At 40.7% G+C, this 17,551-nt stretch carries 19 protein-coding genes; 10 read left to right on the plus strand and 9 right to left on the minus strand.

The features are described 5' to 3' along the window. Window positions 1–65: 65 nt before the first annotated feature. From rarD to PE36_RS05035, 6 genes are all read right to left on the minus strand, one after another. Window positions 66–974, minus strand: coding sequence for an EamA family transporter RarD (gene rarD / locus PE36_RS05010; protein WP_006030869.1), 909 nt, complete (start codon window positions 972–974; stop codon window positions 66–68). A gap of 96 nt (window positions 975–1,070) precedes the next feature. After that, on the minus strand, window positions 1,071–1,565 hold the full coding sequence (locus PE36_RS05015) for a thioesterase family protein (RefSeq protein ID WP_006030870.1): 495 nt from the start codon (window positions 1,563–1,565) through the stop codon (window positions 1,071–1,073). Between the two features lie 117 nt (window positions 1,566–1,682). After that, complete coding sequence (locus PE36_RS05020) at window positions 1,683–3,824, minus strand: hypothetical protein (protein ID WP_232286531.1); 2,142 nt, start codon at window positions 3,822–3,824, stop codon at window positions 1,683–1,685. A gap of 28 nt (window positions 3,825–3,852) precedes the next feature. After that, complete coding sequence (locus PE36_RS05025) at window positions 3,853–4,533, minus strand: polyphosphate polymerase domain-containing protein (RefSeq protein WP_006030872.1); 681 nt, start codon at window positions 4,531–4,533, stop codon at window positions 3,853–3,855. Further along, window positions 4,530–7,142 (minus strand): CotH kinase family protein, encoded by a 2,613-nt coding sequence (locus PE36_RS05030; RefSeq protein ID WP_006030873.1) that lies wholly within the window; start codon window positions 7,140–7,142, stop codon window positions 4,530–4,532. The genes PE36_RS05025 and PE36_RS05030 overlap by 4 nt, the downstream gene beginning before the upstream one ends. A gap of 2 nt (window positions 7,143–7,144) precedes the next feature. Further along, window positions 7,145–7,867, minus strand: a complete 723-nt coding sequence (locus PE36_RS05035) for a DUF4956 domain-containing protein (RefSeq protein ID WP_006030874.1) — start codon at window positions 7,865–7,867, stop codon at window positions 7,145–7,147. A 243-nt stretch (window positions 7,868–8,110) separates the two neighbouring features. On the opposite strand from PE36_RS05035, the gene recQ reads away from it, so the two are divergent. Both recQ and PE36_RS05045 read left to right on the plus strand, forming a co-directional pair. Further along, complete coding sequence (gene recQ, locus PE36_RS05040; protein ID WP_006030875.1) at window positions 8,111–9,931, plus strand: DNA helicase RecQ; 1,821 nt, start codon at window positions 8,111–8,113, stop codon at window positions 9,929–9,931. A gap of 67 nt (window positions 9,932–9,998) precedes the next feature. Next, window positions 9,999–10,292 (plus strand): DUF3630 family protein, encoded by a 294-nt coding sequence (locus tag PE36_RS05045; protein ID WP_006030876.1) that lies wholly within the window; start codon window positions 9,999–10,001, stop codon window positions 10,290–10,292. 14 nt (window positions 10,293–10,306) lie between these two features. Here PE36_RS05045 and PE36_RS05050 read toward each other — a convergent pair whose 3' ends face one another. Beyond that, the gene (locus PE36_RS05050) at window positions 10,307–10,672 is read right to left on the minus strand and encodes an STAS/SEC14 domain-containing protein (RefSeq protein ID WP_006030877.1); all 366 of its coding nucleotides are present in this window, start codon (window positions 10,670–10,672) and stop codon (window positions 10,307–10,309) included. Window positions 10,673–10,826: 154 nt separating this feature from the next. Beyond that, on the minus strand, window positions 10,827–10,958 hold the full coding sequence (locus PE36_RS23915; protein ID WP_083797978.1) for a DUF3149 domain-containing protein: 132 nt from the start codon (window positions 10,956–10,958) through the stop codon (window positions 10,827–10,829). Window positions 10,959–11,640: 682 nt separating this feature from the next. Here PE36_RS23915 and PE36_RS05055 point away from each other — a divergent pair. Together PE36_RS05055 and PE36_RS05060 are read left to right on the plus strand one after the other, a co-directional pair. Beyond that, window positions 11,641–12,078, plus strand: a complete 438-nt coding sequence (locus PE36_RS05055) for a Panacea domain-containing protein (protein ID WP_006030878.1) — start codon at window positions 11,641–11,643, stop codon at window positions 12,076–12,078. Window positions 12,079–12,080: 2 nt separating this feature from the next. Next, complete coding sequence (locus PE36_RS05060; protein ID WP_006030879.1) at window positions 12,081–12,497, plus strand: hypothetical protein; 417 nt, start codon at window positions 12,081–12,083, stop codon at window positions 12,495–12,497. On the opposite strand, the gene PE36_RS05065 is transcribed toward PE36_RS05060, so the two are convergent. Further along, complete coding sequence (locus tag PE36_RS05065) at window positions 12,494–13,204, minus strand: tyrosine-type recombinase/integrase (protein WP_006030880.1); 711 nt, start codon at window positions 13,202–13,204, stop codon at window positions 12,494–12,496. The two genes, PE36_RS05060 and PE36_RS05065, sit on opposite strands and share 4 nt — an antisense overlap. Between PE36_RS05065 and PE36_RS24530 the strand changes: the two genes are divergently transcribed. The 6 genes from PE36_RS24530 (at window position 13,203) to PE36_RS05095 (ending at window position 17,332) form a co-directional block, all read left to right on the plus strand. Continuing rightward, on the plus strand, window positions 13,203–13,379 hold the full coding sequence (locus PE36_RS24530) for a hypothetical protein (protein WP_006030881.1): 177 nt from the start codon (window positions 13,203–13,205) through the stop codon (window positions 13,377–13,379). The genes PE36_RS05065 and PE36_RS24530 overlap by 2 nt on opposite strands. Window positions 13,380–13,923: 544 nt before the next feature. Beyond that, the gene (locus PE36_RS05075) at window positions 13,924–14,223 is read left to right on the plus strand and encodes a hypothetical protein (RefSeq protein WP_157517760.1); all 300 of its coding nucleotides are present in this window, start codon (window positions 13,924–13,926) and stop codon (window positions 14,221–14,223) included. Between the two features lie 91 nt (window positions 14,224–14,314). Continuing rightward, window positions 14,315–14,944 carry a DUF2971 domain-containing protein gene (locus PE36_RS05080; RefSeq protein ID WP_006030884.1) on the plus strand — a complete coding sequence of 210 codons (630 nt, stop codon included), beginning with the start codon at window positions 14,315–14,317 and terminating at the stop codon, window positions 14,942–14,944. A 134-nt stretch (window positions 14,945–15,078) separates the two neighbouring features. Then, window positions 15,079–15,474 carry a hypothetical protein gene (locus tag PE36_RS23670; RefSeq protein ID WP_006030885.1) on the plus strand — a complete coding sequence of 132 codons (396 nt, stop codon included), beginning with the start codon at window positions 15,079–15,081 and terminating at the stop codon, window positions 15,472–15,474. Window positions 15,475–15,592: 118 nt separating this feature from the next. Then, complete coding sequence (locus tag PE36_RS05090) at window positions 15,593–16,216, plus strand: hypothetical protein (RefSeq protein ID WP_006030886.1); 624 nt, start codon at window positions 15,593–15,595, stop codon at window positions 16,214–16,216. 447 nt (window positions 16,217–16,663) lie between these two features. Then, window positions 16,664–17,332 carry a hypothetical protein gene (locus PE36_RS05095; protein WP_043993975.1) on the plus strand — a complete coding sequence of 223 codons (669 nt, stop codon included), beginning with the start codon at window positions 16,664–16,666 and terminating at the stop codon, window positions 17,330–17,332. Window positions 17,333–17,551: the final 219 nt, after the last annotated feature.

Consider the following 17,551-nt stretch of genomic DNA (forward strand, 5'->3'; position numbering starts at 1 on the left):
ACCCGGTTGCAATTGCCCTCGGGTGCTATGATTAAACCTCTACTTGTCTACTGACGCGAGCGTCACTATGAAGATTTTAATTTTGCTCGTTGGTGACGATTGTTTTTAAAACCATCGATGCTAAACACCACTAATCCAGCCCAAATAAACCCAAACGTCAGCAGTGTTTCGGTATTGACGACTTCATCATAAAGCGTCACACCAAGAATAAAGATCAGTGTTGGACCTATGTATTGGAAGAAACCTAACGTGGATAAAGGTAAGCGTATAGCGGCATGATTAAAGCACAGTAGCGGTATGGTCGTGACAAAGGCGGCACTGAGTAACAGTAAATTTAGGTGCATACTGTTGGCACTCAGATCCGATGTCGCTGAGTCCGCGAAGATAAATAAATAAGTCGCGGCAACGGGCAACATGATAATCGTTTCAATCAACAAACCAACCAGCGCATTAAGATGTAACTTCTTGCGTAATAACCCATAGAAACCAAAAGTACAACTTAATACCAAGGCCACCCATGGCAGATACCCTAAGGTAATAACTTGAATTAAGATCCCGATCACCGCAAGTAAAATAGCGGCCCACTGTAACTTGCGCAGCCTTTCAGATAAAAATACCATGCCAAGTAACACGTTAATAATCGGGTTAATAAAATAACCTAAGCTGGCATCGAGTAAATGATCGTTATTTACCGCCCAAATGTAGGTTAACCAGTTAACACTGATTAGTAATGAGGTGCAGATTAGTAATAACACATTCTTCGGCACGGATAATACCGACTTTACCATCGGCCATAATCTAAATAGGCTCAGCAATACCGCAATTAAGATACAAGACCAGAGCGCGCGGTGGGCTAAGATTTCATAAGCTGGTACTTGGTGTAATTGTTTAAAGTAAAGCGGAGCCATGCCCCACATTACATAAGCAAGAATGGCGAATATCACCCCTTGCTTGGTATCATTGTTGGTTGTCATTGATTATGCCAGCGGTTTTTGTAGGAATAAATAGATCAGCTAGCATAACAATGATGGATAATCAGCGATAGTGATATTAATAATCTTTATTATTACTTAACCGACTAAATAAGTGCCGGTACCAAAAGCAATATGAACCCCTTCTTGATTGTGCAGTTCCATACGTGTTACTGCCACTTTATTACCGGAACGAATAATCTGTGCTGTGGCGGTAAATTCATCACCCCAACCTGGGCGTAAATAATCGACTCGTAAGTCTATCGTACCAAGCGATCTTAGGTTTTTATGGAAGTTAGCGGCAGTTTTTATTGTCATCTGTGGGATGGCAGCCGCGGCGACTAACATGCCGCCTGCAACATCAAGCAGGCTTGCGGTCACGCCACCATGCAGTATTTTTCGGATCGGATTACCAATCAATTTATCATCCATGTTGATACGTAATTCAATACTGTCTGTGGTGTAGCGGGTGATCCGCATGCCGAGCAGATCGTTAAATGGCATTTGGTTCATAAACATATCACTGATGAAATCTAACATTTGCTGTTCAGTGAGTTCTTGGTCAATTACATCTTGCTCGGTCATTGTTTGCATGCGTCCTGCCTAGGCTATCTGTGTTATCGAAAATCAATGTTCACACACTGTGAGTTACGTTAAGGTAGCTCACTTTCATTGAAAAAACACCTGAAATATTGCTTAGCTTGCATTTATTTATAGTGATTGCGGTGCTGGCACGAGAATTATCCCTTGATAACCGGTTAACGTGATTGTGCTGATCACGTCACTTAAGCTGCCATTGGCATTGAGTCGACGATAGCGTCCGGGCAGTTCGAGGGTGATGCTAGCTAGTTCACTGAATTGTTTGTTTTTACCCTTTAGGTCGGTGTAATAGAGTATTAAGCCCTGTTGATACTGTCGTGCAATCACGGCTTCTTGCGGTGCTGTGGTTTGCCATGGCAGCGTCAGGGCGGATTTACGGTACAGGTAAAACCAATGGCTTGGGGTGATGGGCAAGGTCTGCTTATTCAGCGTTATTTGGGTATCGGTACTTGATGCGATGGTGTTATTAGCGCTATCAACATATTCGATTGCCGGGTAATTTGCCGGGGCTGGAATCGGGTTACCTATATCCTGTTGCAACATGGCAGTGGGCTGATACGCGACGTTATTGGGAATGCCGGGTTGGAAGTAATTATCTACTCGGGTATTTTTACTGGAATAATAAAAACTCTGATTCCATTGCTGATAGAAATCTAACGGCGGATTATTCAATAGGTAGAAGATCGCGAGGTTAGTGGTTTGATCGTGCTGCCAGTTTGTCTGGCTATGACCTTGCCAGCGTACTTTCCCGCCTTTGCGCATATGTGCCATTAGTACGCTACGTTTACCCTGTGCGCTTAATAAGAAGTGCTCCCAACGCTGCAATAATCCGCGTTGTTGGGATAGACCGAGACTGGGGTGAATATAATCTTCTCGTACAAAAAAATTAAACCCAGCGACCAGCGGTTGTAAGTCGGGTTGGCTAAATAGGTTTAAATCCGAGATATTAGCGCCAATCCAAGCTTGTGAGTTGATGTGTTGTAAATGTTGATTAAAGGCACTCAGGCTCTGCCAATAGAAGCTGCCAGCTTGCCGGACGGGCAGTTGTAATTCGAGGATCTTGCCGCCTTGGGTGGTTGGAAATTGGGTGCGATTGGGGACGCGATACAGGGAGTCATTATAAGCCCCTTGATAGCCCCGTTGATGCCAATGCTGCTGGAGGTAATTACTTAACAAAGTGCGGTTATCAGCGGAGAATAAGTTGACATAACACAGCGCTGACATTTCATTCCACATCCGACCTAATGGGATCAAGCGTGCTTGATAAGGTAAGCGCGCACTCGCATGGCGGTTTAAGCGTTGTTGGTATTCACGATCATCAATATAGCCATCGTTATTGTTATCGTTAATGGGATCCCAGCCAGGGATCGTGACAAAGTGCTTATTTGATTTTTCACTCCATTGATACCAGCTTGGTAACCGTATTTTGGTCAGTGTTGCATCGGTGGCTAGATTATTAAATGTGATCTTCAAGACAAAAAAACGGGCATGTTTAATGTTGAGGTGGCCACCTAACTGCGCGCTGAGTGGCGCTGCAATAGCCACGCGAGGCCAGCTTGTTGGCAGTGACCAGCGGCTGGTTAGTATTGTTGATAACGGCTGTTTTAATAGTGGTTTCCAGCCATATTCAAGCGTGTTGGTGCTGATATCTTGTGTTGCATGCGTGATGATCATGTTGGCATGTTCTAATTGCTCACCACTCAATTCAATATCCAGCCCGGTTAATTTTTCGGATGAGAATAGATATAAGCTTTGATTGTTTTTTAACGCTAATCCTTGCTGCATCGGCATGCGAATGCGTGTTATCTGACCTTGCTGAGAGAGTGTTGAAGCTTGCTGGACCGCAACAAATTCGGGCATGCCGTAGAGTGGGGTATGCGCGCCGTGCTGGTTATTGGGTATTTCAAATTGGGTGTCATCCTGAAAGTGGAGAAACAATGATTCATAGTCTTGCTGTTTTTCTGTCATCCAGTGCCGTAACTGTTGTTCTTTCTTGCCCATCTGCCAATCGAGTTTTTGACTATACATATAACCTAACTGGATGATTTTGTTTGCTTTATATTGACGATAATGTCCGCCGATACTGATATCGGCATGGCTGTCTTCCCATTGTGATACGGCAGTGGCAGAATTAAATTGTTGTTGTAAATGAGGTGCCGTCGCGGCTTGCTGGTTACCGGTGAGCACCCACGCCGTACCCGCGGAAGGGTATATCTGGCTGACAGCGTTGGATGTTGATACGAGCACCATCATTAGGACTGCACAGCTGCCGAAAATAGCGCTATACATAGATTAGATGTCTTACACCGTTGACGTACTTTGAGTGTCGTGATGGATTGAGTGGGCAGCGGCTAACTAACTCACTGAGCAGGCGTTCGTATTGATCTTGGCATTTTAATTCCAGTAACACATAATCGCCCATTCTTCGTGAGCGAGTGGTATTCGGCTTACTCCAATAACGTTGATCGTATACTTCCATATTACTGTCCAGTGTGGCGCGTATTCGGCCACAAAAACTGATCAAGTACTGACGCTTATAGCGACCGAGTAAGATTGGATAAGTTTGGCTGTCCCATTCTGACAGTGCTTGCAGTGATAATTGTGATTGGCAGTGCTTGATATGCTCTGACCAGGTGATATTGGGATCATCAAAATTGAGCTGTAAAGGATAAATAACCTTATAACCTTTACCGCTTCGACGTTGTTTAAATTCAAGCTGTGCTTTACCGGCGTTAGTAATGCCGTGATACCAACGAATACGCATCTTGTTACGGTTGCTGATACCAGTGAGGTTTTCGGCAAAGCAAGCCATTTGGTAACTATCAAAATACACGCTATTCACATATTGGTCTGGGTGATGCTGGCGAAATCCCATTGATGATAATCTTAACCAGGACAGCATGTGTTCTAGACGATTAAGCGGGATCGGTATTTTAACTTCAAAGCGATAGTCTTGGGTCATTTTGGTTTGTCCGAGCGCATGGAGCTAGTATAAAGTTTCTTCACGTTTAACTTTTTAGCTATTTGTGGTTGGCCATCTAAAGACAGCGCATTATTTTTCTGGAGCATGCTAATGTCACTGCAGTTAGTACAGCTAAAATTAGATGCTTGTAGGCTAGCACCGCCAAAGAAGGGTTTTTTCATATAAGCCATAAACAAGTAATGTTTAATATCGACAGCGGTGATATCGTCGACGATAACCTGTGAGCCATCCTTGGCGACAATGCCAAATGCCGCGCTATTGACTTGGATGTTCGCGGCATCGACATAACTGTGTTCACCTGCTGAAATGGCTTTATCACGGATCTGACTAAACTGGCTATTACGTACTGTGATGTGAGAACCACTGATATCGATTGCATCACCACCGGATCTTACGCCGACCGTATTGAATTGACTGTCAGTGATCTTACCCTTACAAAAGTCACAATCAAAACCATCAGAATAAGCATTTTCGATGATTAATTTAGTCAAATTAAATCGACTATTAATCATGTTCAAGGCATCTTCAGAGCGATTATCACGTAGCGTTATATCACTGCCATTAAGGTCGACATCGTACATGTACAGCGCCCCTCTTGGTTGCCAGTTACCTTGTTTGGGGCTGGCACTGGCGGCCATCTCTAAATGTTGGATGGTGGATTTACTGCCCGAGCCGAATACCGCAATACCTTGCCAGTTTTTTTTACTACTTGCGGTGAGTGTGACTGGATATTGAGTACCGCCTTCAATATCCAGCTGGCCAAAAATAAGCATTCCGGCGGACTTGCTAAAACGTAAATGGGTATTTTCCGGCAGGTAGACACGGGTATCGGCAGGGGTGATCAGATAATCATTTATTTGCCAATGACCGGGTTTAAAATACCAACCATCTTGTTGCACTTCAATAAAGTGGTATTTAGCCAGTACGTCTGACTCCTGGTGCATCGGCAGTGGCCGTGGCAAGAAACTGGTGGCGGACTCGCCTAACTGAAAGCGAAAGGTTTGGAGCTTGCCATTACCCTGACGGCTGAGTAACTTAATGGTGTAAGCATCACGATGAGCAATAATCAAACTGTCGTCGGTTTGGTTACTCGGTAGGGTAAAGGGTAACTCAGGGGCATCAGTTAAACTAATTTCACTGCCCCATTTGTCACTGACAATCAAATCGATGATAGATATAGGTGCTTGATTGTTATTGCGCAGTTGCAGCTGTTTTTGGTTGTTGTGATAGCGGAATTGGCTCGCGATATCCCAGGGTAATTCAGCACTAAAGGTATCAACATGGCGGTGCCACTCTGCTGGCATGGTTGGCAGTGTACGACAGCCTTCAGCTAAACATTGGGCATGAGTAATTAAACTATCAAAATTATAACCTTGCAGTAATGGTGAACCATGCTGCATTTTTTTGATTACTTGCTGCTGTAAAATGTCTAATTGTTCAGGTAATTTGTTGTTAACAAGGGTAATAAGGTGATTGAGCGCTTTATCGTATTGGTCTTTTACTTTGTCATCGTCAAGCATGGCTTGGATCAACGGGAATTGGGCACTGACGGGTTGCAGTAAAATTTTATCTGGTACCGGCGATAATGCTTCATCACTTTGGATCGGTTCAAGTTTGGCGGTATGTGGGTTGTAATAAAAACGTAAGTTGTTCCAACTAAACGCATGCCAGGCAGACCAGAGATCAACGGTCGCTAGATATTGGCCTAGTTTACGACTGTCAAACACATCGGATGCCTTGCGGCGTTGATTGAGAAAATCACTGAGTAAGGTTAACGCGATCTTACGCTGCTGATTTAAGCTCGGATCACTGATAGCCGCATTTTGTTGGAATACTTTGGGACGAAATACTTTGTGTAATTGACCATTATCCTCATTCAGTGTGGCTTGCTCTAATTTTAGGATGAGTCCCTCGGTACGGTTATTATTGGCCAGCAACTCTTTGGCAAATACTTCTTCTAATAACATTAACCCCCAAGGCGTGCCATTAACGGTCAAGTTCACCGGAATGTGTAACGGAGAGATAATATCAAACCCGGCGATGTCTAAGGTGTTACTAAACAATAATGGCGCGTGATTACCCCGCACATTGGGGCTAAGCAGGGCAAATCGTTTTACTTTTAATATGCTGTTTTTACCTTTTAACTCGACCCGTAATGACCAACGCTGTGGTCCCGCGACATGGTCTAATAAATCGCCTTGTAGACGTACCTTGGCGCTATATTTGTTTTTTAAGTAACTGACACTGGCTTTGACCTCAGCGCGTTGGTCGGGGATCTGACCTTCTTGTAATGCTTGTTTTCGATCGGCAACCAAGCGCATCCAATCTTGATATTTAATATCTAACTGTAAGTTAGGGATATTATTATCGGCATTGAGGTATTTTAGTGGCGCATCAAGCAGGGCGTTTAATAGTTGTTTATTCTTGGTGTTGCTATCGGTACTGTGTGCAACAAAACCATGTTGGATTAAGGCGTTTTTGACGGTTTGTGGTGCTGGGATGATAAAGAGTAGTATTAATAATATCCCGCCAATCGTATACCAGCGCTCGCGCTTAGCAAACCGCGACCGGTTTTCGGATAGGATCATTGTTACACCCCAGCAATGTTATGTTGCTCGAGTAATGATAACGATACGCCTGGATAGCGTAGCTTTAACGCTTCAAATAAGTTATCTAAATGCTCACTGTTGGCAAACGAAATAAAGAAGGTGGCTTCCACCAGTTGTTGCTCATGATCGTAGCGCCGCAGATCACTGCGGGTGGTATGCTGGGTAAATATCCGTTGCAGTTCACTGATACTGACTTCATTCTCACCGTCATGCTGGTGGCGCAGTGATAAGAAAATACCTTTTTCACCATGATGCTCTGTTTTCGAGTGTTTGATAAAACTCACTAATATTAGGGTGGTAATACAAGCTGAGATGGCCGCCATGGTTTGTCCTGCGCCAAGGGCAACCGCGATACCAATATTTAGAAATAAATACAGCAGCTCTTCCGGCTCTTTAATTGGCGTACGAAAACGCACGATTGATAACGCCCCGACTAGCCCGAGTGCGAGTGCCAGTGACGCTTTTACAATGGAGATAATCAGAATAACGGTCAGCATCAGCAGCGGAAACAGGCGGGAGAAATCCTGGCGGTTACAAAACGAAGATGCAAAATAGCGGAAGTGCGCGCCAATTACGCAAGACAGCATGAAACCTATGACTAAGTTAAGTAATAATGGGGCGAGCATGACACTAGCAAAAGGGAAGAACATGTCCTGAACTTCATTCGGTAAAAATGCCGCTATAGCTGGATTAATTGGCTCCACAATCGACTCTCCTTGTATGTGGGGGACGTATAAATGTAATTAATTTTTATACTGTTACGATCCAGTGTAGGCAATATTTACTAGATTGATGGCAGGGCGAATATTATTTGCGTAAATTTTGTTGCGGTTAGAGTTTGTTTACTGCCTCGATATTCTGTTAAAATTGCCGATTGCGTTATATACAGCATTACCGCTATTTAGAGCATAGTCTTAAACGACTACTCAAACTGAGATCGAATCATCATGACTGCATCCGTTTCTACCCTACCATCTGCTCAAGAAGTGCTTGAGAGTGTCTTTGGTTATCAACAATTCCGCATGGGTCAGGAAGACGTGATCGCGCATGCAGTTGCTGGTCTCGATAGTCTCGTTATCATGCCGACTGGTGGTGGTAAATCATTATGTTATCAAGTACCCGCCTTGGTACTCGGTGGCTTGACGATAGTGCTAAGCCCGTTAATTTCGTTAATGAAAGATCAGGTTGATGCCTTACGTGCAAGTGGTGTTGCTGCCGCGTATATGAATTCCAGTTTGGCGCGCCAAGAGTCAGCGCAAATTTATACTGATTTACAGAATAATCGCTTACAAGTTTTATATTTGTCGCCTGAACGTTTGATGGTAGGCGATTTTTTACAATATCTGCAGCAGTTTCCGATCAGTTTATTTGCCATTGATGAAGCCCACTGTATTTCTTCTTGGGGTCATGATTTTAGACCCGAATACAATGAGCTTGGTAAGTTAAAACAGCTATTTCCGCATGTGCCGATGATGGCTCTGACGGCGACAGCAGATGATGCCACCCGAGCTGATATTCTTAATCAATTACAAATGCATGAGCCGAAAGTGAGTATGTCGAGTTTCGATAGACCGAATATTCGTTATTCACTGGTGGAAAAATTTAAAGCGTTAGATCAGCTAAAACGTTACGTGAAACAGCAAGATGGTGTCAGCGGTATCGTTTACTGCACCAGCCGTAAACGGGTTGAAGAAGTCGCTGAAGGCTTAGCTCGCGCTGGTTTTGATGCCAAACCTTATCATGCCGGTTTATCACAACAAGAACGCCAAGATACTCAAGAAACCTTTATCCGTGATGAACTCGATATCGTGGTGGCAACCGTCGCCTTTGGTATGGGCATTAATAAACCCAATGTGCGTTTTGTGGTGCACTATGATCTGCCGAAAAACATTGAATCCTACTATCAAGAAACCGGTCGCGCTGGGCGTGATGGTTTGCCTGCGGAAGCGTTATTGATGTTTGATCCGGCCGATATTATGCGCGTGCGTTATATGGTCGAGCAAACTGAAAACGAACAGCAACAGCGTGTGGAAATGCATAAGCTCAATACCATGGTGGCATTTGCTGAAGCACAAACGTGTCGCCGTCAGGTATTACTCAACTATTTCGGTGAGTTTAATGATCGGTCTTGTGGTAACTGTGATATTTGTTTAGATCCGCCGAAGCGTTATGACGGTGCGAAAGATGCACAAATGGCATTGTCGTGCGTTTATCGTGTTGGTCAGGCATTTGGTATGGCGTATGTTGTTGATGTATTAAGAGGTTCGCAAAATCAACGGGTGAAAGAGCGTGGGCACGACAAGTTATCGACGTTTGGTATTGGTAAACATAAATCGCAAGAGCATTGGCTAAGTGTGTTACGCCAACTCGTGCATAGTGGGTTATTGTTACAAAATATTACCCGTAGTTCGGTATTACAATTAACAGAAGCTGCACGTCCGGTATTACGTGGTGAGCAAGCGCTAGAATTAGCTGAACCGCGATTACAGCCGATCACCAATGTCGATAAAGCGCCAAAACGCAGTAGTCGAATTGCTAACTTTAATTATGATCGCAAACTCTTTGCTGCGCTGCGTAAGTTACGTAAAGACATTGCTGACAGTGAAAATATTCCGCCGTATGTGGTGTTTAATGACGCGTCATTAGCGGAAATGGCGGAGATAAAACCGCAAAATGATGCGGAAATGTTGGATATAAACGGTGTCGGTCATGTGAAGTTAGAACGCTTCGGCCGTCAATTTCTGACTAAAATAGCCGCTTACGATTAGTCGTATTTTATGATTAACCGTACTTTACGATTAATCGCATAGATGAATAATAGCGAAGGATAACAACATGAACTGGACACTGGCAACGCAGCAAGCGACTGACAATATTTTGATGTTAGAACATGACGCATTGAATTTTGAGAATTTTACCACGCTGGCACCGACATTGGTTGCCCTATTAGCAGCGCGTGTGTGTGAAAAAAATTGGGGTGCTGATCGTCACGCTTGGGTATTAGAATACCAAGATATTAATTTATTATTTGAATTTGAAGACTACACCTGCAGTGCATGGTTGGCGGTTGCCCGTGAAGAAGATCAGGGCATTCTCGTGGAAATAGCAGAAAAACTGGCACGCAGTTAGTTTTTCCTCTGCCATTAAAAATATTCTTCTTCGTTAAACCATAATTCCGCTTTTAACAGTGTCGAGAAACTCTCGATGGTGATCGGGTTGATTGCGGCAATGCCTGCCGTAATGGCATGTAACCATTTAGGTTCTGCAATTAACGCTATTTTATGCCAGTATTGCCAATACTTTATCCCTATTATCGCATCATCGACCAAAGCATGCAGTTCGAATCCGGCAAAGTCATCGGCGAATATCACGCAAACATTCACTTGGGGATGCTGTTTTCGTATATCGCTAAGCACGGGTTCTAATACAGTTTCATAATCACTGTGGGTAATGGTCTGTGATAGGTTAATAAACAGGTTGGCTTCAGATAGATTGACGATAGTGATCATGGACATCTCCGGGTGGCTGAATGTCCTTAATTTTTGCACTCATATTCATTAAGGCATTGATTAGGGGGTGCAAGCGGCTAACATTCATGACTATGCACTAATTATAGTCGCTTTTGCTGATAATTATTAATGTGTAGCGATTAGCCCAAGGTCGTTATCGGCTTTTCACAATAAACATTCTGATGATCACAGTTGCAATAACACAGGTGAGGGCAATGACACTGATTGAGGCTATGCCGACAGTATCAGAAAAAAGATCGCTTAAAAGTTTAGTCCAAATTTCCATCGTGTTAATCCTCTATCAGTCATTAATCAGTATTATGTGAGTAAGTATATTAGTTACTTATTTATGGGTAATGATAGCAAGTTAAAAAACCAATAAACTGATCCAGATCAGTGAATGGTTTTGTTACGGTTATGTTATTTTTAAACTGTGATAGCGATGAGTTTTTGCATTCTTATCTGGCTTGGGTATAATGCCCGTCCGCCACTTTCACTTGAAAAAAGGCGGATACAATTTAGATGGGTTCCCTCAAGCCAGTGTAAAGCCTTATAGGTCAAGGCTTGTTAATTCTTATTACTGTCTTTCTTCTCTATTCACATACGTGTCAATCCTGATTACCGCCGCCAATCTGCCGCCAATACTCTGTAAAAGTAACGCCAAAAATACCACACAACTAAATGACTTTTAGACTGATTGTTATGACTAGTTTGATGGGGTAATAGAACCTGATTATCTGGCGTTAGAAGTCACAACTGCATCGCTTGGTCTGTCGCATTTTTATCCATATAAATAATTTATCGAGTTCACGGTTTTAGGTCTAAACCACCTAATCCTATCCAAACGACACCGTAATAGGTGCTATATGACACTGTATGATGTAATATAATGTCTATAATAAAGATGAAAGAATTTAATTAATCGATTAAAAGCACCGCTATTTAATCGATTTGAGTAAGGGTATTAAATGGCTAACGTAACAGATGTTGCAGAGTTTATAATTGGGTTGGCTAATCGTGATGACGATGACATTATAACCAATTTAAAGCTGCAAAAAATAACATATTACGCACAAGGTTTTTATTTGGCTTTGTTTGATAAACCTTTGTTTGATGATGAAATTCAAGCTTGGGCACATGGTCCTGTTATTCCTGATTTGTATCATAAGTACAAAATCAATGGGAAAAATCATATCGTGTCTGACGCCATGTTTGATGCTGAAAAGTGTTTAGCGGAGCAAGAGCGCGAGCACTTAAATGATGTATATGATATTTTCGGCCAATTCAGTGCTTGGAAATTAAGAAATATGACACATGAAGAAGCGCCATGGATTGACAATGAAAAGTCGGCAAATATTATTACTAAGACTGAGTTAAAGCGTTATTTTGACACTCGAGTTGATTAGCGATGTCAAGGATAAAACCGCCTAAGGTTAATCGTAAAAATAAGGGCATTACAGCCCGAATCGAAACAGTAAATTACGATGAAAAGCCTCCTGTTTTCTCCTTGGAAAGATTACAAAATAGTAAATATTGCCTACAAAAATTAGACCAGGAGGGGAAAAGTGCATTTGCTGATGCTATTTTTCGCCGTAAAGATATAACGTGGCGTGAAATAAACAGAAGTGGTCGCCATAAATTGGGCTCTGAGAAAATGCCCATTGCATCAATCAAGGCAGCAAAGCCAAGTTTCATCACGCCTGATATGAGCGATTATTTAGTATTTAGATATCATGGCAAGAGACCTATGGTTGGGTATCGTAAAAATGACGTATTTTATGTTTTATGGTTTGACCATGATTTTACGTTATACGACCACAGTTAATTTATTCCTGCCAACGGATTTAACCTAACCGCATCCTCTAAATGGTCAGGTGCAAAATGTGAATACTTCATGGTATCCACAATTGAAGCGTGGCCTAAAATACGTTGCAGTACCAAAAAAATGCCCCCGTTTATCATAACGTGACTCGCAAACGTATGGCGTAAAACATGTGTCATTTGACCTGCGGGTAATTTTATCTTGGCGTTCTTAATGGCAGTTCTAAAAGTCGAATCGTTACAGCTTTTCGGGAATAACTTCCCCGTTCGCTTGGGCATTGTATTTGATAGTGCTGGTGATATTGGTACCGAGCGAGGCTTGTTACCTTTGGTACTAACGAACGTAACAATATTTTTTACCACATGTTCACTGCGAAGATTGGCTGCTTCACCCCAACGACAACCCGTGCTTAAGCATATCTTTGTAATAATTAGCGCATCTTTGTTATGCGAATTTTCTAACGTTTCGAGTAGACTAGTCATTTGCTCAGGCTGCAAAAATCCCATTTCAGACTGCTTATGTTTTAGCATTCTGACTCCTTCAATTGGATTACCTTTTGTCCACTCGCCTAATCTAGTTAACTCATTAAATAATGCTCTAACATAAGTCTGCTCATTGTTAACGGTTTTAGGGCTCACCTTTTCAAGGCGTAATTTTCGGTAAGCAGCAAACATGGTCTTATCAAATTTATTAGCAAGTGGGTTACCCATGACCTTTGATAACTATTGCCGTGTTGTTTGGGCTGCTGGTGACGGCAGGCATAAAAAAGCATTAAAAACGATTAACGAAGAAGTGGCGGAATATGGCAGTACGGGGCGGGTAAAACAACGGGTTATTTTGGTAAATTACTGCGGCTCTCGCGCGCTTACGGTATCCACACAATAAACGTATTTCAACGAGGTCAGGAAGTCAGTAAGACCATTATAGATAACTGCGAATTCGCTTGTATCATGATGCAAAAAATGCCCAAACCAGCCAAATACCTTGATGAACTTACAGGTATTCCCGTTAAAGGAATAATCGAGTTACGAAAGTTTGATTACATTCTGCAACAAGGCCGAGATTATACGAAAGGTAAAATCAGATGGTAAAAAGTCCCGCTGCAATGCGGGATTTTTCATCTTGAAAAGTAAAAACACATACCCATCAATACTTTCCATCACTCAGCCATTAACTCAACAAGTATTTAAACTGCATTATTCCATTTTAATGAGATCCGTCCCGCGTTGTTGAACTACTAAGTACACCAGCCCCTTGTGTATGATAAAAATATATTTAAAATTAGGTAGATACAATATCTGTAAAACCATGGAATAGAGATTAAAATAATAGGTGCAATTGCATTCTCAGAGATGACGTATTTTCAATCTAGATAAACTTATTTGGTTGATGAGGTACATGAATACGCCCTTTAATAAGGTGTTAAGCATTGAAACAAGGAATATTGATGGTTTTAAGAAAAAATAAAATCCACAGTCATATTGATTCAATGGCTGATGAAATTCTGGGATACATCAAAGAAAAAGAGCAATTCTTTGATGATCGTTGGGTTCCTGCAAAAGACATTCGGAATGATCTGGAGTTGAATTTTGTTTCTGTTCCCAAGAACAATATTCAATATGGTAAAAAGGGTTGGCTGTTTGCAATATTGGCTAGGATGCTTGAAGACAATAGTCTTGTTGAGTTTAATAAAGTAAACGGTAGCTCATTTTATCGGAGTGTTAGTTAATGCCTAATAAGGCAATAAATAAGGCAAAGTACTGTTTAGCTTTTGTTACTACGCTCGAAAATTATAGCCAATTACCATAATAGGAGTATTAATGAGCAATAAAGTCGAAATATTTAATCGCTATACGGATGTAACAGCGTTAATAGACATCCTTTCGAAAAAGCGCATGGTTTTGTTAAACCCCAATAGTTGGGATGATAATAATGATGTTTATTTTATGGCATCATATAAAGAAAAAAAGAAGTTAAATACTTTGTTGGCTCTTTGTTTCACGACTAAGTATGAAACATATCATCATTGGAGTGTATTCGCTCCCAGCAGTTCAGGCGTTTGTATTAGATACAAAAAGAGTGAACTGAAGCAGTGTTTAAATGCCGTAGACGGTGTTAAGTTCAAACCTGTAATCTACAAGGAAATTAAGGCGCTACAGGATAGTAAACTGGCTCTGTCGGATGTTCCTTTTCTTAAGCGCTACCCTTATAAAGACGAAGAAGAATATAGGGCAATTTATGAATCCGATAGCACTCACGTTATAAAGGAAATTCCTTTTGATATATCGATTATTGACCGCATAGTTTTGAGTCCTTGGTTGCCTGACCCTCTTGTCGAAACCGTCAAAAAAATAATTAAAGATATTGATGGTTGCGAAAACCTCCAAGTCTTCAAGACAACCTTATTATCAAATACCGTTTGGAAAAATACGTTAGAAAAATTGATATAACAAAAGCCTCAAGGTGTAGTGGTTCATTGACATTGGTCTCCAACTAGGAGGCTTTTCAGAGCTTCAATATGTGACCTCTTAGCATGTACCAAATTAGCTATACCACGTCACTAAGTTACTTAAGGAGTCTTGGCATGGATCTCAAAGAGTTTATCTCTGAAACATTAGTATCGATTGTTGAAGGTGTAAAAGACGCTCAAGATAGAACACAAGAATTAGACTGTTTCGTAAACCCTGGTGGTTTGATGAGAAACGTTCAAAATGTGGCTGATAATCAGGTTTGGGATAATAGAACCAATAACTTTGCTCAGCAAGTGACATTTGATATTGCCGTTACAGCTGAGGATTCATCTAAGGGCGGAGCGAAGGTAAAAGTTTTATCTGGTATTTTGGGTGGTGATATCGGAGGGGAAAAAGGTAATAAAAACTCCGTTGCAAGTCGAGTACAGTTCACAGTCCCTGTTCTGTTACCTTCCCACGATGTTGATGATCCTAATGCTAGATCTAAACCCCAACGCAAACATAGATAAAGATCATAACTTAACAAGGCCTTAAAGTCAGATTCGTAACAGTGGGCTTGGTTTTCTTCACATTTTAGCCAACTATTACTTATCGCTTTAGGCTGCGTTAAATATTCGGGGGAGTTTGATGGTCAATAATAGATTAAGTAAAAATCAAATTATAGAAATTCAGGGCATTTTGGATTTAGCCAAAGATGACTTAGATTTCTTGATTAAAAATATAGAGTATCAACTAAATGAATTTGGTGTTTTGCCTATTGATGAAGATAGCTCTATTAACCTAAACTTAGATTTCTCAACTAATTCCAAAGAGTTGAGAGACCTTCTCAAAGAAATATCTGAGATTTCAAATAAACTAACTAAATTGATTAAAAGACACGATAGTAAAGTTGATATCAATATTGAATTAGGAACTGATAATTTCGATTTAGAACCGATAAAAGTTGAAAGTAACGGCATTAAGTATTATCAGTCAATTAGTGTTAGTGAATTTTTAGCTGAATTAGACCTTAAAGCAATATCAAAATCTGAATATCACAGTACTTTTGTTAAAGCTAAGTCACAAAGTATTGTAAAAAAAATTCACCATGCATGGTCTTTTTCATGTCCAGAGAGAGCTAAACAACCAATTAAAAAATCCACTAATGACGATTTTATTAATTTAGTGAGTGTAGTTACTGGCTGGGATATTGAATTAGCCAGAAAGAATGTTTCAAATGCATTTAAACATAATAAGGAAAGTTGTAACTAAATTAGTTACGTTTCCTTCCTTATAATATTAAAAACAAAAGTTTAATATTTCACTGTCAACTAAGTGAGGTGTTAAATGTTAATCCAATTAATTCAGAATTTATCTAAAGTATCTACTATAAGATTACTGCTGATTTTCCTAATATTAGTACTTCTAACAGTAAATAGACTAATGTGATAACATTTAAAAAAACGTTAAATGGTCTGGCGAAAAGTGCGAATATTTCATGATATCGACAATTGATGCATGAGGACTGTTCGACCGTATGATAAATTTTTGATGTAGTTACAAAAAAGTATCTGAGAAAGTTGTCGATGGTTTTTCTGATGGATATCGTGCAGAGTTCGGCTACCAAAAAACAGTGTTTTTCCTAGATTTCTTGTTATTCATTTTTCAACACAGCTAAATGATGACAAAGCTTAGCAGATAAAGTAACGGAGAGTTTAAGTGGTAGATTTCTTTGGAAATGGATTATGTGTACATTGCCACTTGGCAAGAAATGAGCTTATGAGCTTTGCCTTATTTAATAAGCAGACGGAAGGAATTTGGAAGTCGAAAGATGATAACCTGCAAGATGAATTAAATGAAATATTAGAAAAATATCCGGAAAAAAGTCATGAAGATATTACGGACAGTTACTCTTGGGATCTTCATCTTAATCAATATAAATATCCAAGCCTTCATAGGGAATCTTTGATAATTACCATATTCAATTTTTTTGAACATCAATTAAATTCACTATGTAAAATATTGTATGAAAGCATTGGTAGTAGCTTGAAAATTAAAGATATTAATGGTCAAGGTGTTGAGAGGGCATTGTTGTTTCTAACTAAGGTTGCTAAGATTGATTTTTCGGCTTTTGGTTCTGAGATGCCAGTTATTAAAGGCGTGAACTTAGTTCGAAACGTTATTGTCCATAACGGGGGACAACTCCCTGATGATTCTAATTCAAAAGTAAATAAGTTTGTAACGAACTCCGAATACTTGTTTGGAATTGAAGGGCGTTATATCAACATAGGTTCGGATTTCATTGAGTTCTTCATTGATGTGTTACTTGGTTTTTTTGAGAGACTAGGTCATGAAGTGGAGAAACACATACAAATACATGACACCTAACAAAGTGGTTACCTTGTTTTCGTCGTCTTTATTATTACAATTGTTATTCTAGTTAGTAACACCAAGCACTCAGTTTGAGTGCTTTTTTATGTCTGAAATATAATTACATTGAATTCAAGGTCAGCTTTTGTATAATGCCCGTCCGCCTCCTTTCACTTGAAAAGGGCGGATACAATTTGCATGGGTTCCCTCACCCCATGAATTTAACTAAAAAGGTTT

Source organism: Moritella sp. PE36 (genome assembly GCF_000170855.1).
Lineage (GTDB): Bacteria > Pseudomonadota > Gammaproteobacteria > Enterobacterales > Moritellaceae > Moritella.

What these genes read in the sequence shown, in the direction of transcription:
- PE36_RS05080 (WP_006030884.1), top strand. Translation starts at nt 14,315, where the DNA reads ATGAGCAATAAAGTCGAAATATTTAATCGCTATACGGATGTAACAGCG.
- PE36_RS05020 (WP_232286531.1), bottom strand. Translation starts at nt 3,824, where the DNA reads ATGATGGTGCTCGTATCAACATCCAACGCTGTCAGCCAGATATACCCT.
- PE36_RS24530 (WP_006030881.1), top strand. Translation starts at nt 13,203, where the DNA reads ATGACCTTTGATAACTATTGCCGTGTTGTTTGGGCTGCTGGTGACGGC.
- PE36_RS23915 (WP_083797978.1), bottom strand. Translation starts at nt 10,958, where the DNA reads ATGGAAATTTGGACTAAACTTTTAAGCGATCTTTTTTCTGATACTGTC.
- PE36_RS05090 (WP_006030886.1), top strand. Translation starts at nt 15,593, where the DNA reads ATGGTCAATAATAGATTAAGTAAAAATCAAATTATAGAAATTCAGGGC.
- rarD (WP_006030869.1), bottom strand. Translation starts at nt 974, where the DNA reads ATGACAACCAACAATGATACCAAGCAAGGGGTGATATTCGCCATTCTT.
- PE36_RS05030 (WP_006030873.1), bottom strand. Translation starts at nt 7,142, where the DNA reads ATGATCCTATCCGAAAACCGGTCGCGGTTTGCTAAGCGCGAGCGCTGG.
- PE36_RS05050 (WP_006030877.1), bottom strand. Translation starts at nt 10,672, where the DNA reads ATGATCACTATCGTCAATCTATCTGAAGCCAACCTGTTTATTAACCTA.
- PE36_RS05065 (WP_006030880.1), bottom strand. Translation starts at nt 13,204, where the DNA reads ATGGGTAACCCACTTGCTAATAAATTTGATAAGACCATGTTTGCTGCT.
- PE36_RS05025 (WP_006030872.1), bottom strand. Translation starts at nt 4,533, where the DNA reads ATGACCCAAGACTATCGCTTTGAAGTTAAAATACCGATCCCGCTTAAT.
- PE36_RS23670 (WP_006030885.1), top strand. Translation starts at nt 15,079, where the DNA reads ATGGATCTCAAAGAGTTTATCTCTGAAACATTAGTATCGATTGTTGAA.
- PE36_RS05015 (WP_006030870.1), bottom strand. Translation starts at nt 1,565, where the DNA reads ATGCAAACAATGACCGAGCAAGATGTAATTGACCAAGAACTCACTGAA.
- PE36_RS05055 (WP_006030878.1), top strand. Translation starts at nt 11,641, where the DNA reads ATGGCTAACGTAACAGATGTTGCAGAGTTTATAATTGGGTTGGCTAAT.
- PE36_RS05045 (WP_006030876.1), top strand. Translation starts at nt 9,999, where the DNA reads ATGAACTGGACACTGGCAACGCAGCAAGCGACTGACAATATTTTGATG.
- recQ (WP_006030875.1), top strand. Translation starts at nt 8,111, where the DNA reads ATGACTGCATCCGTTTCTACCCTACCATCTGCTCAAGAAGTGCTTGAG.
- PE36_RS05060 (WP_006030879.1), top strand. Translation starts at nt 12,081, where the DNA reads ATGTCAAGGATAAAACCGCCTAAGGTTAATCGTAAAAATAAGGGCATT.